The 13,564-nt window shown below is 57.8% G+C and carries 13 protein-coding genes; 2 read left to right on the top strand and 11 right to left on the bottom strand.

What is annotated here, in order from left to right:
- Positions 1 to 42: 42 nt before the first annotated feature.
- Positions 43 to 1,065 carry a substrate-binding domain-containing protein gene (locus GH784_RS10205; protein ID WP_003515239.1) on the bottom strand — a complete coding sequence of 341 codons (1,023 nt, stop codon included), beginning with the start codon at positions 1,063 to 1,065 and terminating at the stop codon, positions 43 to 45.
- A gap of 300 nt (positions 1,066 to 1,365) precedes the next feature.
- A complete protein-coding gene (locus tag GH784_RS10200; protein ID WP_065702517.1) occupies positions 1,366 to 1,839 on the bottom strand; it encodes a ribonuclease H family protein in 474 nt (157 codons plus the stop codon).
- 118 nt (positions 1,840 to 1,957) lie between these two features.
- On the opposite strand from GH784_RS10200, the gene GH784_RS10195 reads away from it, so the two are divergent.
- Entirely contained in the window at positions 1,958 to 2,338 is a 381-nt protein-coding gene (locus GH784_RS10195) for an RDD family protein (RefSeq protein ID WP_003515241.1), read from the top strand.
- Positions 2,339 to 2,403: 65 nt separating this feature from the next.
- On the opposite strand, the gene GH784_RS10190 is transcribed toward GH784_RS10195, so the two are convergent.
- The 9 genes from GH784_RS10190 to GH784_RS10150 form a co-directional block, all read right to left on the bottom strand.
- Entirely contained in the window at positions 2,404 to 3,177 is a 774-nt protein-coding gene (locus GH784_RS10190; RefSeq protein ID WP_065702516.1) for a class I SAM-dependent methyltransferase, read from the bottom strand.
- Positions 3,178 to 3,354: 177 nt separating this feature from the next.
- Entirely contained in the window at positions 3,355 to 5,136 is a 1,782-nt protein-coding gene (locus GH784_RS10185; RefSeq protein ID WP_013636093.1) for a chloride channel protein, read from the bottom strand.
- Between the two features lie 21 nt (positions 5,137 to 5,157).
- Positions 5,158 to 5,988: an MBL fold metallo-hydrolase gene (locus GH784_RS10180; protein WP_065702515.1), complete on the bottom strand. Its 831-nt coding sequence runs from the start codon at positions 5,986 to 5,988 to the stop codon at positions 5,158 to 5,160.
- A gap of 2 nt (positions 5,989 to 5,990) precedes the next feature.
- Positions 5,991 to 6,773 carry a TatD family hydrolase gene (locus GH784_RS10175; protein ID WP_065702555.1) on the bottom strand — a complete coding sequence of 261 codons (783 nt, stop codon included), beginning with the start codon at positions 6,771 to 6,773 and terminating at the stop codon, positions 5,991 to 5,993.
- Positions 6,774 to 6,784: 11 nt separating this feature from the next.
- Positions 6,785 to 8,335, bottom strand: coding sequence for a methionine--tRNA ligase (metG, locus tag GH784_RS10170; protein WP_003515246.1), 1,551 nt, complete (start codon positions 8,333 to 8,335; stop codon positions 6,785 to 6,787).
- A 104-nt stretch (positions 8,336 to 8,439) separates the two neighbouring features.
- Positions 8,440 to 9,465 (bottom strand): DNA polymerase III subunit delta', encoded by a 1,026-nt coding sequence (locus tag GH784_RS10165; RefSeq protein ID WP_038490997.1) that lies wholly within the window; start codon positions 9,463 to 9,465, stop codon positions 8,440 to 8,442.
- A complete protein-coding gene (gene tmk, locus GH784_RS10160; RefSeq protein WP_065702514.1) occupies positions 9,458 to 10,132 on the bottom strand; it encodes a dTMP kinase in 675 nt (224 codons plus the stop codon). The genes GH784_RS10165 and tmk overlap by 8 nt, the downstream gene beginning before the upstream one ends.
- Positions 10,133 to 10,269: 137 nt before the next feature.
- The gene (locus tag GH784_RS10155; RefSeq protein ID WP_003515250.1) at positions 10,270 to 11,442 is read right to left on the bottom strand and encodes a D-alanyl-D-alanine carboxypeptidase family protein; all 1,173 of its coding nucleotides are present in this window, start codon (positions 11,440 to 11,442) and stop codon (positions 10,270 to 10,272) included.
- A gap of 76 nt (positions 11,443 to 11,518) precedes the next feature.
- Entirely contained in the window at positions 11,519 to 12,607 is a 1,089-nt protein-coding gene (locus GH784_RS10150) for a septal ring lytic transglycosylase RlpA family protein (RefSeq protein ID WP_065702554.1), read from the bottom strand.
- 319 nt (positions 12,608 to 12,926) lie between these two features.
- On the opposite strand from GH784_RS10150, the gene GH784_RS10145 reads away from it, so the two are divergent.
- Positions 12,927 to 13,265, top strand: coding sequence for a hypothetical protein (locus GH784_RS10145; RefSeq protein ID WP_065702513.1), 339 nt, complete (start codon positions 12,927 to 12,929; stop codon positions 13,263 to 13,265).
- The last annotated feature ends 299 nt before the right edge of the window (positions 13,266 to 13,564 follow it).

Genomic DNA, 13,564 nt, shown 5'->3' with positions numbered 1-13,564 from the left:
TCAGGTTTCGGGCTGGCGTTTGCGGCCAGCCCGAGACTGATCTTACTTGAAGAACTCGCCAGCCTGTTCCGGCGTCACGGTTGCCGTGACGGACCAATAGCCCGGCTTACCTTCGGCGGACTTGATGTTGTCCGCGAGGTTGTCGTTGCTGACGAAGGGGATCGGAATATAGATGGCGTTGCCGTAGGTACCGCCGAAAATGCCGTCCTTGAATTCCTTGCCCTGCAGCTTCAGAACCGCAACGTTGAGCGCGCTGGCCATGACACCCGGAGGATTGACGGAGGCGCCGGAGTTGAACTTTTCCTTCTCCCAGCGCGTCATGAAGTCCTTGCGGATTTCACCTGTCGCGGCGATGTCCTTGGTCTTGCCGGCGGCTTCGATTGCGCGCCATGCGCCGTCGGCCATGCCGTCCTGCACCCACACACCGCTGATATCGGGATACGTGGCGAGAAGGTTTTGCATCGCCTGCTGGCCCTGCGCCTGATCCCAGCTCGCATTGGCTTCGTTCAGCACCTTGATATCAGGATATTTCTTGAACACTTCGCGGTAACCGGCGACGCGGGCTTCGTTGGCGGGATTGCCGGCGATACCGTTGATCGCGACGACGCTTCCCTTGCCCTTCAGCGAATCCGCAAGCCACTGTGCGGACTGTGCCGCCCAGGCCTTCTGGTCGATGCCGACATAGATCGCGTCCTTAGAAGACACTTCCGCGTCGGTTGCGATGACGAGAATGTTGCGTGCCTTCGCCTGAGCGAAGATCGGATCAAAGGCAGTCGGGCTGCCCGGATTGATGAGGATCGCATCAACGCCCTGGTTCATGAAATTGCGGATATGGCCGATCTGCCCCTGCACATCGACATTACCGCTCTGAACGACGACTTCGACCTTCACGCCCTTTTCGCCCCACGCCTTTGCGGCAGCCTGAGCTTCCTCGATCATCTGCGTGCGCCACTCGCTGCCGACGAAAGAATTGGAAAGACCGATCTTGAAGCTCTGTTCCTGAGCATGCACGGACGTGCCCGCCGCCAGCACCATAGCGGCAGCAGCCATCAAATGTTTAAACATGAAAATTTGCTCCTCCAAGCACGGTTTTTAACCGATGAAACCGTTTACATGAGGAAATGTAACCGGTTTCATAAATGAGTCAACCCAGCTGGGATTTTTTATGCTCTCGTTGCCACAACGAATTGCCGAGCCTTGGCGGAGAGATGGGACGGCAATTTAAGGAGGAACAGCGGCACCATACTGGCGTGGATTGCAGGGCTGATAACGCCCCAATTTTGTTCATGCACGGACAGCTTGAAGCTCCGCTACTTCAACAAGAACAAGCTGCTGGCGGGCGTCTATAGACCGGTTGGCGTGAGACTAATTGCCCCCATCCACCATCTTGGCACGGGCCAAAGCATCCGCGAGATCGTTCCCGGCTATACCGGAATGTCCCTTGCACCACGCTATCTCGACGTTCGGATTACAAAGGAGCAAACGATCCACATTCTGCCACAGACCGCCATCTGGTATCTGTCGTTTGCGTTTTCGCGAATCTGGATTGATGCGTTTCCACCCGTTGCTCCGCCAGATTTCGCGCCAGCGATGGCAACCTTCCATCACGTGAGCGGAGTCTGTCCAGAGCTTGGCTGGCCGGCCTGGAGCCTGTGCATCGAGCCATAAAAGTGCATTCATGACCGCCATGACTTCAAACGAATTGTTCGTAAGTCCGATTTCCGTTCCTCGCGCAGCATGGATCTGCCGCTCGGTTTCAAACACGATGAACGCCCAGCTTCCCGATAATGCAACGGGGTCGTACGAACCATCCGCGTAGATGACGAGTGGAGCAGTCATGGAGCTCGTTTCCTTGCGTCAAAGGCGCTTGGAAAGAATGACAGCGCTTTCGGGTGTTTTCTGTAGATAGCTTGTACAATCATCTTATTCGAGTCAGATTCACGTCCAGGGATGAAACATGGTCTTCAAACGCATCGTCGCAGGAATAGTCGATCTCATCTTGCTCATCAGTGTGGCGTTTGCACCGACATTCATCGCCGCAGAGTGGCTACCGCAATATATGGACGCTCCAGCGGGGCAACCGCCGACACCTCTGATGGGCGTAACGCTTTTATGGCTGGCATCCGTGTTGTTTTGCTATTTCCCGGCCTTCGAAAGCAGCGCCTTCATGGCAACTCCCGGAAAACTGCTAATGCGATTAAAGGTCGTCCGGCGCACCGGCGAAAGACTGACTTTTACGCAAGCGCTCTATCGCATGGTCTTCGGCCCGCTCGCAATATGGTTTCTGCCCTGGTACCGCGACCATTTCTCGGGTGGTGCTATTGTAAAGGACCGCTGAGTTTGTGGTTGTGTGATTTCACATTCGGCCCCTCACCTTTCCCGTTTCCCATTACCAGTCCCGTTTCAAGGACGGCGGCAGGTCAGGATGAAACGACGGTAGACGAAAGTTCGCAGCCTGTTGCGCAGGTTGGTGTTTTTCCGCTGCGCTCTCGCAATCGGGGCATGTGAGTGCAGTTCGATGCCGGTAAAGCCGGCGGCGATCAGGAGCGGCGTCAGCATCTGCGGGCGCAACCCCTGCCCGAACGGAAGCGCCTTCATGATTGCGGCATGATGGCTGCTTTGGGCACCATCGTAATTCTTGTCGGCCCCCACCGAAAGATCGATGAGCCGGATCAAAAGGCTGGCGAGACGCCCTGCCGGTTTTGGCGTTGCCCAGTCACCATCGAAAAACAAGAGCCGACCGCCCGGACGAAGCAGCCTGAACCACTCGCGGAAGGTCTCCTCAGGCTGCGTCAGTGTCCAGACCAGATGCCTGCAGATGATCGCATCATAGGACGCATCCGGCTCCATGGTGTTTTCGGCATCCGCCATCACGAAACGTAGCCTTGGTTTTCCCGCATGTTTGGCGCGCGCTACGGATAACATCGCTTCTGAAAAGTCGAGTGCCGTGACCTCGTGGCCGAGATCATGAATAAGCCGCGTCACCTCGCCGGTGCCACAGGCCAGTTCAAGGATATGTTTCGGCTCAGATCCCACCAGGTCGCGGATCGGCTTCTGCCATGCATTGGCCTCGGCGCCGGCTGCTATCTTGTGTCCAAAGGCCAGATCGAAAGTCTCTGATCTTTTCGACCAATAATCGCGGATTTCCTCCTTGAGATCGAAGTTGCCGCCATCCATGGTCTATTCCTTTGACTACTCAAATCGCATCCGCTGCGGCGAATGACAGCTTGCTTCACAATGTGATGCCAAGTTAGCCCATGCGACATCACTGGAAAATCACAAGTCTGTTTCCCAAGATATAAACCGCGATAAAACTATTTATTTCAACATATAAGCGCAGTTTCCTGATGTGATTTATAACTCTCCTGATGCCTCCCGGCGCCTTTGCTCGAGCTCTTCGCTATACCGCCTCAGCGTATGGCTTTCCGTCAGCAGGCCCACGGGTCGGTTTTCGATCTTGTCGTTGACGACAACCAGAGCTTCGCTTTCGGTAGCATCGAAGGCTGCCGCCGCCTGACGTGCGTTCATCGCCGGCAGCAGCACGTCGTTCTTGTAATTTAGGTAGGTCTCGAGGCTGATCTTGGAGGGATCGCGATCCATCGGATCGGCGTAGATTTCCGGCACCAGGACCATGCCGGCATAACGCCCGTCGTCATGTGTCATGATAACCCGCTGCGTCGAGCCTAGCGGAAACTTCTCCTTGAAGGCGGGAAGACCCATGCTGACATTGGCCTTGCGAATATCGGCGCGCATCATCTTGCCCACCGTCAGGTCGCGGATCCAGCCGATATCGTGGGCGCTGCGAATGCTTTCGCCCCGCAGATGAAAACGCCAGGTGGCGAAGGAGTAACCGAAGGTGGTGCGTACCACGAGCGATGTCGTGATAACGGCCGCCAGCACCAAAGCCGTGATCTGGAAGTCTCCGGTCAGTTCCAGCGCCAGAAACGTCATCGTCAGAGGACCGCCGATAATGGCGGCGGCAAAAGCACTCATGCCGACCACGGCGTAGACCACGGGTGCTGTCGAGCCATAGCCGATATAGGGTGCGCAGAGTGCGAAAATCTTGCCGACCAGCGAGCCCATGAACAGCGAGGCAAAAAACAGACCGCCGCGGAAATTCGAGCCGATGGAAATCGCGCTCGCCGCAGCCTTCAGCAGGAAAAGCCCGGCCAGCCCGTAAATCGTCAGATCGGCATCGATGTTGAGATGGAGCGCACCGTGGCCGCTCGACAGGACCTGCGGTGAAATCAGCGCAAGTGCGCCCACCGCCACGCCACCGATTGTTGGACGCAGCCAGCCGGGAATGGCGCTTTTGCGGGCCGTTTCCTCGATAAGGGAGACCGTCTGCATCAGCACGATGCCGATAAACGCACATACCACGCCGAGAAAGATGGCCGGTACATAATCCGGCGGCGTCACACGGCTGGCATCATAGATATCGATGGACAGGCCATGTCCGCCGATGAGCCCTGCCACGATGCTGGCCACCAGCGCCGAGACAATGAGCGGCGCGAGTGTCACGACGGTATAGGTGCCGATGATGAGTTCTATGGCATAGAATGCCCCGGTCAGAGGCGCGTTGAAGGCAGCGGCAATGGCACCAGCAGCACCACAGCCGACGAGGATGCGCATGTCTCCTCGTCTCAGCTTTAGCTTGATGCCGATCTTGGAAGCGACACCGCTGGCGATCTGCGTATAGCCTGCCTCAAGCCCGACAGATGCGCCGAAACCGTTTGAGACGATGTTCTGCACGCAGACGATGATGCTGTCCGTCAGCGACAGGCGGCCGCCATGCAGCGCATTTGCCTCGATGGGGTCGACCATTGGCTTTTTGCGGGTTTTCGAAAGAATGAAGAGGATCAGGCCGAGTACGATGCCGCCAATGACTGGCCCGGCAAGCACGATCCAGCCGGAGAGTTCACTGCTGCTCAGCCGCTCGACACCGAAGACCAGCACATGAAGGGCCGTACTCAATCCACCGATCAGCGCCACCAGAAGGCCGGCCGCAATGCCGATGAGGACGGCGAGAGCCACCAGCCCCAGCTCGCCGCGCCGGAACATCGCCCGCAGGCGACTGGAGCGCAGATTGTCGAAGAAGCTCGCCATACTGGGTGCACGGAAAGGCCGGGTCGACATGCTGTTCCTTTTCAGGCGGTATTAGGGCGCTTCAATCTCAAGTTCGACTTCGAAACGCATCTGGTCGTAAGCCGGTTCAACATGATCAGGCGTTTCGCGCATCACCGTGTCATAATCGAGCGGAATGTGCATATGGGTCAAGATCGCCCTTTTGGGTGCAAATCTATCGATCCAGCCGAGCGCCTGTTCGAGCGAGAGATGGCTGGGGTGATAACGGTGCTGCAGCGCATCGATGACGAGGACGTCGAGACCGGCAAGCTTGGGCACGCTTTCGGTCGGAAAATCGCTGACATCGGTGCAATAGGCGACATTGCCAATCCGAAAGCCGAGCGAGTGCACGTCACCATGCTGCTGCATGTGCACGTTGAAAGGTATCGACCCGCCTGCCCCGTCGATGATCAGGGTCGCGTCGATATCGGCGATGATCCGCGGCTCGACGATCGGCGGATAATTGCTGCCCGGAGGCGTTTCCAGGCAATAGGCAAAACCATCCCAGATGCGCGCCATGGTGACTGGATCGGCATAGATCGGAATGCGGCTCTGCTGAATGGCGAAATAGATGCGCAGATCGTCAATACCGTGCAAATGGTCGGCATGGGCATGAGTGTATAGAACCGCATCGACTGCCTCCACTTTGGCGGCAATCATCTGCTCGCGAAAATCAGGCCCGGTGTCGATGACGACGGTGGTCTTACCGCCATCGGGTCCGATCTGCTCCACCATGAAGGCCGCACGAGTACGCCGATTCCTGGGGTTTTCAGGATCGCAGGCGCCCCAGTCGCCGTTGATGCGCGGCACGCCGGGAGACGACGCACATCCGAGAACCGTAAAGCGGCGACGGTAGATTGCCACGCCTACACCCTTGTCATCTTCGAAAAGCAGCGGAAAGCATTCTCGGTGCTGATTTCGGCCATGCGCTCGAACGAGATGCCATGTACCTCGGCCAGCACTTCCGCCGTGTTCACCACATAAGAAGGCTCATTGCGCTTGCCGCGCCAACGCTTGGGCGCGAGATAAGGCGCATCCGTTTCCACCAGCAGACGGTTGAGCGGCACGGTGGCTGCAATATCGCGGATATCCTGCGATTTCGGGAACGTCAGAATGCCGGAAAAGGATACGTAACCGCCAAGTTCGACGCCGGTTTTGGCGAGATCGGGACCTGCGGAAAAGCAATGCAGAATAAAGGGAAAAGCACTCTTGTCGCTTTCTTCACGCAGAATCGCAGCCATGTCCTCATCAGCGCTGCGGCTGTGGATGACGAGCGGAAGCTTCGTTCTCCTTGCCGCCTCGATGTGGCGAACGAGGCCGGTCTTCTGGTCTTCCGGCTTTTGCGTGTCGTAGAAATAATCCAGCCCCGCCTCGCCGATCGCCACGATCTTGTCGTGGCTCTCGGCAAGCCGCACAAGCTCGTCGGCCGAAATGTCGAGTTCTTCGTCGGCATTGTTTGGATGCGTGCCGACCGAGCAGAAAACCGACGGATATTTTTCCGCAATCTTTAGAAGCTCGGGCAGACGGCGCACCCGGGTCGAGATCGTCACCATCTGGGCAACGCCGGAAGCATGGGCGCGGGCGATGATATCGTCGCGCTCAGCCTCGAAATCGGGAAAATCCAGATGGCAATGCGTATCGATCAGCATGGTCGTCGCCTTCACGCTTCCGGTGCGACGTAACGCGGGAAGACCGGCTTCGGTGCCTCAAGCGGCGTTCCCGGAACCAGACGTCCGGCTTCGCCGAGTGCGGCAAAATCCCGTTTGTCGGCAGGGGCAGCAACGAGATCGAGCAGCTTCTCGCAGGATCCCGGCATGAAGGGCTGCAACAGAATGCCGATCTGGCGGACGACTTCCGCCGTCACATAAAGAACGGTGCCCATTCGTTCTGGGTCGGTCTTCTTCAGAGCCCACGGCTCCTGCGACGCGAAATAGCGGTCGGTTTCCGAAACGACGGCGATGATGGCCGCAAGCGCGCGATGGATGAGCTGCTTGCCCATTTCCTCACGGCAGAGTGCCAGAAGCCCGTCGGCGGAGGCGAGCATCGCCTTGTCTTCATCGGTCAACGGCCCGGGCGTCGGGATCTGTCCGTCACAATTCTTGACGATCATCGACAGCGAGCGGCTGGCCAGATTGCCGATGCCATTGGCAAGATCTGCGTTGATGCGGGTGGCGATGCCCTCTTCGCTATAGCTGCCGTCCTGGCCGAAGGAGACTTCGCGCATGAAGAAATAGCGGACCTGATCGAGACCGAAATGGTTGACCAGATTGACCGGATCGACGACGTTACCAAGCGACTTAGACATCTTCTCGCCCTTGTTGAGCAGGAAGCCGTGCGCATAAACCCGCTTGGGCAGCGGCAGCTTGGCGCTCATCAGGAAGGCCGGCCAATAGACCGCGTGGAAGCGAATGATGTCCTTGCCGATGATATGCACGTCGGCCGGCCAATATTTTGCGCGCGGACCGTTCTTGTCTTCGATGTAACCCGTAGCGGTAATGTAGTTGGTCAACGCATCGACCCAGACATACATGACGTGCTTCGGATCATCAGGAACCTTGATGCCCCAGTCGAATGTCGTGCGGGAAATCGACAGGTCCTTGAGGCCGGATTTGACGAAGGAGATGATCTCGTTGCGACGCTCAGCGGGACCGATGAAATCCGGGTTCTCCTCGTAGAGCTTCAGCAGCTTGTCCTGATATTCCGAGAGCTTGAAGAAATAGCTCTCCTCCTCGACCCATTCGACGGGCGTGCCCTGCGGCCCATAGCGAACGCCGTCGGCGCGCACTTCCGTCTCGTCCTCGCCGTAATAGGCCTCGTCGCGCACTGAATACCAGCCGGCATAACTGTCCTTGTAGATGTCGCCGCTGTCGGCCATCAGGTTCCAGATATTGCGCGAGGTCTCGTGGTGACGTTCTTCCGTGGTGCGGATGAAATCGTCGTTCGAGGCGTTGAGCAGCTTGCCCATCTCGCGGAACTGGTCGGAATTGCGCTGCGCCAGCTCTTCCGGCGAAATGCCTTCCGCCCGCGCTGTCTGCTGCATCTTCTGGCCGTGTTCGTCGGTGCCGGTCAGGAAGAAAACATCCATTCCGTCCAGGCGCTGAAAGCGTGCCATGGCATCCGTCGCAATCAGTTCGTAGGCATGGCCGATATGCGGCTTGCCGTTAGGATAGGAGATTGCGGTGGTGATGTAGAAGGGTGTCTTGTCTGTCATGACGGTCTATCGACTTTACAGGCTGTTTTTTGGATAGACCGCTCTTAAACGATTGTTCGCAACAGCGAAAGCAAAAGCGTACGTTCCGTTCGATCTCTTGGGTCTCACACGCCGCGAACATCTTCCAGAATGGAAAGCACCATCTGCTTCTTGTCGAGATTATAGGCCTGCGCCACGGTAATGCGTTCCGAAAGCGTCGACGAAAGGCGCGCATGTTTCTCTGCCGCCGCGATATCACCGGCCATCGCCGCCGCTCTCGCACGCGCCATCAACTCCTCCGTCACGTGCTCCATGAAGAAGCCGAGAACGATATCGCCATCCTTCTGTGCCAGAACTTCGGCAAGCTTGTGCATCTGCTTGCGTGCACCGGGCCCTTCGGCCGTCATGACGGAGGCGAGCGCCTCCACAATGTCGGAGCCGCCGTAATTCATCAGTTTTAACGCCTGCGCGACGCTGCCCTTGGAGGCGGAAAGCAACGCATCCCGCTTTTCGCCAGCCGGGCTGATACCGAGATGATCGAGCGACTGCACCATATCCGCATCCGAAAGCGGCAGCAGCCGGAGCGGCATGCAGCGCGAGCGGATGGTCGGCAGCAATTTGCCCGGCGCATGCGACAAAACGAGGAACATCGCCCGCTTTGGCGGCTCTTCCAGTATTTTCAGAATGGCGTTTGCGGCATTGCGATTGAGATCGTCAGCCGGATCGATGATGACGATACGCCAATTGCCGGTGCCCGAGGTCTGCGAGAAGAAGTGCCCTGCCCGCCGCACCTCATCCACCGTGATGGCGGATTTCACGCGGCCGGTCTTTTCATCCGCCGGGCGGGTCAGATGCAGCAGATTATGCGACGCACCCGACGTTATCTGCCGGCTGACAAGCGATTCCGTATCGGGATCGGCCAGGAAATCCGGTGCTGTGGCTGGATCGGGATGGGTAAGTACGTGGTTGGCGAAACGGAAAGCGAGTGTTGCCTTACCAATGCCTTCAGGGCCTTCGATCAGGATCGCATGGTGGCCCTTGCCGGAGCGATAGGACTGCGCAAGAAACGCCTCCGCTTCGCCATGGCCGAAAAGCTTCGTGTTCTGCTGCGGCGCAATTGCGCCGTCGAGAACGCCCTGAACCTCACTCATGCGCCGTGCCCGCCGCAGTCTCCAGCCGCTCGAGCAAAGGCTCGACAAATGACATGACGTCTTCCGTCACCTTGTCTTCCGGCTGATCGGCATTGACGATCCGACAACGACGCGGCTCGGCAAGCGCAATATCCAGATAGGCTTCACGCCGCTTCTCGTGGGTCTCGATTTGCTCTTTTTCGAAACGGTCCGGTGCGGCACCCTCATCCGCACGCTTTCTGGCCCGGGCAAGGCCCTTTTCGGCGGCGATATCGAAGATCAACGTCAGTTCCGGTACAACGCCATCAATAGCAACGCGTTGCAGCGTCTCGATGAAATCCGGCTCCAGATTGCCGGTCGTACCCTGATAGACACGTGAGGAGTCAAGAAACCGGTCACAAAGCACGATTGCGCCACGTTCCAGTGCCGGGCGAATGACCTCCTCGACATGGTCGTTGCGCGCTGCCGCAAACAGGATTGCCTCCATGCGCACGCCGAAGGATTCGGCAGCACCCGACAGCAGAACATGGCGAACGGCCTCCGCCCCCGGCGAACCACCCGGCTCACGGGTTACGATCACATCGAAACCACGGTCGCGAAGCGCCTCGGCAAGCGTGCGAATCTGCGTCGACTTGCCAGCGCCTTCGCCGCCCTCGAAGCTGATGAACAATCCGGTCTTTTCGTCCAATGTCACGTCCTGTGAGGAATTCTCAGAAATATCGAAATGCCTGTTTACAGCATCGAACCGAAAAGTGTGAAGCGCTTTTCAGAAAATCCGATGTCTGAACAAAAGCATAGGGAAAGTTGCGGCTTGCGGGATAGGCATCAGAGCCAGAACAGCAGCAATTCCTTGAGCGCCCCGGCTGCATTCTGCGTCAACGTGCCCTTGCCGACTGCCGTTCTCGTGTAAAGCGGCACTTCCCGCAACAGCCTTTCGCCCGAAAAAACCTTGAGTGTGCCGACATTCGCACCAGTGTCGAGCGGTGCATTGAGCGGCCAGCGATAGACGATCCGCCCGGAAATACGCTCGGGATTATTGACCGGTACCAGCACGCTGACATCTTCCCGGGGCGACAGGTCTATATGCGAGACATCGCCACCGTAGACGCTGACCGAACCTACAGCTTCGTCCTTTGCAAAAAGATGGCGTTTTTCGAAGGCCGTCAGCCCCCAGTCAACCACCCGGCGTGCTTCGTCCTGGCGCGTCTTGTCGTCGGCGATGCCGCCAAGCGCCAGATAGACCCGGCGCCCTTCCCGCTCGGCCGAAACGACAGCTGCGAAACCGCTGCCTTCCGCAAAACCAAGCCCGAGACCGTCTATGCCGTTACCCAGCAGAGAGTTCTTGTTGCGCTGGAAAATCCGGTTCCATTCGAAATCCGGCTTGGTGAAAAGCCCATAGCGATCGGGATAGGTATCGCGCAGATGCTGGGCGAGAAGCACCATATCCTTCGCGGTCGTCTGGTTGCCCGGATCGGGAAGACCCGTCGAATTGGCAAAGACACTGCGGTTCATGCCGAGTTCGCCGGCTCTCACCGTCATGCGCTTGGCGAAAGCGGAGTCGGACCCTGCCATGCCTTCGGCGACAATGATGCAGCCATCATTCGCGTTCTGCACAATAATTCCAGTCAGAAGATCGTTGACGCTGACGGAAGATTTCAGCGCTGCAAACATGGTCGAGGTCCGCGACGGCGCACCACCCGTGCGCCAGGCATATTCAGAAACGGGATAAGCTGTCTCGGGCGTTACCTGCCCTTTGGCCAGCGCATCCAGCATCACCTCAACAGTCATCAGCTTGGCAAGCGAAGCGGGCGGAAAGGATTGATTTTCATTCTGGGAAAGCAGCACCGTGCCGGTTTCGGCATCGATCATATAGGCCTGTTCGGCCTTGGCGATGAAAGGTGCTGTTTGCGTTTGCGCTTGCGCCGGACCGTTACCGAAAAACGCAAATGCGAGCGCTGCCGCGACCGGGAGAAAAGAACGATGAATGGCCTTGTGCATGAAACCGCCCAGCTTTCCCTGCCGCAACCCGCCGCTCGCGACGAAAACGCAAGTCAGCCATAAACTCTTCAACCCGTCAGCGCGTCTTCGCCTGCTGACGCTTCGCATGGGCAAGTATGGAATCCTCGTTGAGCGCTCCGCGATCGACGAGCACGCTGTCGAACGCACGTGACGTTCTCGAAACCGCAGAGGACTCCTCGGAATAAGCCGCTGCATATTTGGACGACGGCGTTGGCACGCGCAGATAGTTGCCGCCAGGTGCTGCCGGCTCACGCGTGAAATTGCCTTCCGGGCGTTCCGCCAGGAACGGACCGATTTCCGGCAGGATTGCAAATTGTTCGAAGGCCGGTGCGGGGCCGTTGACCAGCGGCATGGCCTGGAGCGCTGCATTCTTTTTGGTACCAACCAGCGCCGTCTGCGTCGAAGCACCGTAATTCGGGTTTGATGTCGGGGCCGGCACGAAATTCGGCGAAGCCGAAGCCACCATGACACCAGTCGCGATCTGCCCTTCCGGCGCAACACCCGGAGAACGAGAGCCCTTCGGAACATAGGACGCCATCAGATAAGGCATGTCGTGCCCATCAAGCGGCGCGCGGCCTGCATATTGCACCCGCACATTCGCCGTTCCAGTGCCCTTCATGTCGAGAAGATCTGCGGTCTTGCTGGAAACGTCGATCAGGCGACCTTCATGGAAGGGTCCGCGATCGTTGACGCGCACCAGAACCGATGCACCGTTTTCCATATTGGTGATGCGCGCATAGCTCGGTAGGGGAAATGTCGGATGCGCAGCGGAAAGATGTTCCTTGTCATAGACCTCGCCATTTGCCGTCAGGCGGCCGTGGAAGGCGGAACCATACCAGGAGGCAAGACCGGTCTTGTTGTAACCCGGCTCTTCCTTCGGAAAATAACGTCGGCCCTTGACGGTATATGCATTGCCGAGAAGCTCACGCCCGCCGCCCTTGGGAATGTTCTGGCCGTCGGCCACGCGCGGGCTGGCTTTGACGCCATATTCCGATTCGGAGAAATATTCCTTGCTGCGCTTCTGCTTCGGTTTGGTCTCAGAGGTGGTGGAACACGAGGCTGTCGCGGCGCAAAGCACGGAAATTGCAAGCCACTTCACGCCCGATCTGGCGTTGATGCCGAGTTTCTTGACCGTAGATTTCAAATCGTCTGCCCCACGCTGCTTGCAGGCTCGGAGAACCGCACCCTCATTTGCCTCGATGCATGCCCCTGCCATCGAAGCACCTAACAGTCGCTTAATCTTGTGCATAACGTGGCAAAAATGCGAACGACTTCTGCAAATTCGATAAAATTGTAATGAACGTGGTTAACGATTTATGTCTTTTCCGCAGCGCGGGAAGCCCGACGCGCCTGTAAACGCGCGGTCTCGAGATGTCTCCTGCTCAAGGAACAAACGAAGCCCGACCGCGTTTTCCCCTCGCAAACACACGAGCTTCCGCCGGTTTTCGGCTGAGTGAGGGAACATGATCAAGTCAATGAAAACCGCCGGCCTGGCACTCGGCATCGCGTTGGTGTCCATTGCCGCGCCTATTCACGCAAGTGCGCAGGACATGGAGCTGCGGATCGGCCCCGACGGCGTTCGCCCGGTTATACGTGATCGCGACCGCGACATGGACCGACGAGGACCTCCGCGCATGCGTGGCTGCGGCGAACGCGAAGCCCGCGCCGCCGCCCGCGAGGCAGGCCTGCGCGACCCCGAAATCGTGCGCGTCACCCCCGGTCGCGTCGTCGTCCAAGGCTTCACCCGCCGAGGACCGGAGCGCATCACATTCGCGAACGAACGCGGCTGTCCAGAACTCTAATACATTAATCAACGGAACCCGCCGACAGGCGGGTTTCTTCATTTCGGTGATACAAGAAATTTCCAAGCTAAAAGCACCACGCGTCGCTAACGCTGCCGGTTCTGTTGATTTCAAACTGTCTGTTTGGAATTTATGGCAGATAGGGTGTCTGTCACGTTTAAGCCCCTACCGCGTTGAAATCGTCCATGCGAAGAATATTGCGATGCGATCAAGCGCCTAGTGAAAGATGTTGACCCGTAAGAAAATGCTGATTTAATATATTACTTATATTTGAGGTAATTATTATGTCAGCACTTAGA

It is taken from the genome of Agrobacterium tumefaciens, assembly GCF_009649785.1.
In the GTDB taxonomy this organism is placed as follows: domain Bacteria; phylum Pseudomonadota; class Alphaproteobacteria; order Rhizobiales; family Rhizobiaceae; genus Agrobacterium; species Agrobacterium tumefaciens.
The sequence above is the reverse complement of the archived record's forward strand: the minus strand, read 5'-3'. Positions and strand labels throughout refer to the sequence as shown.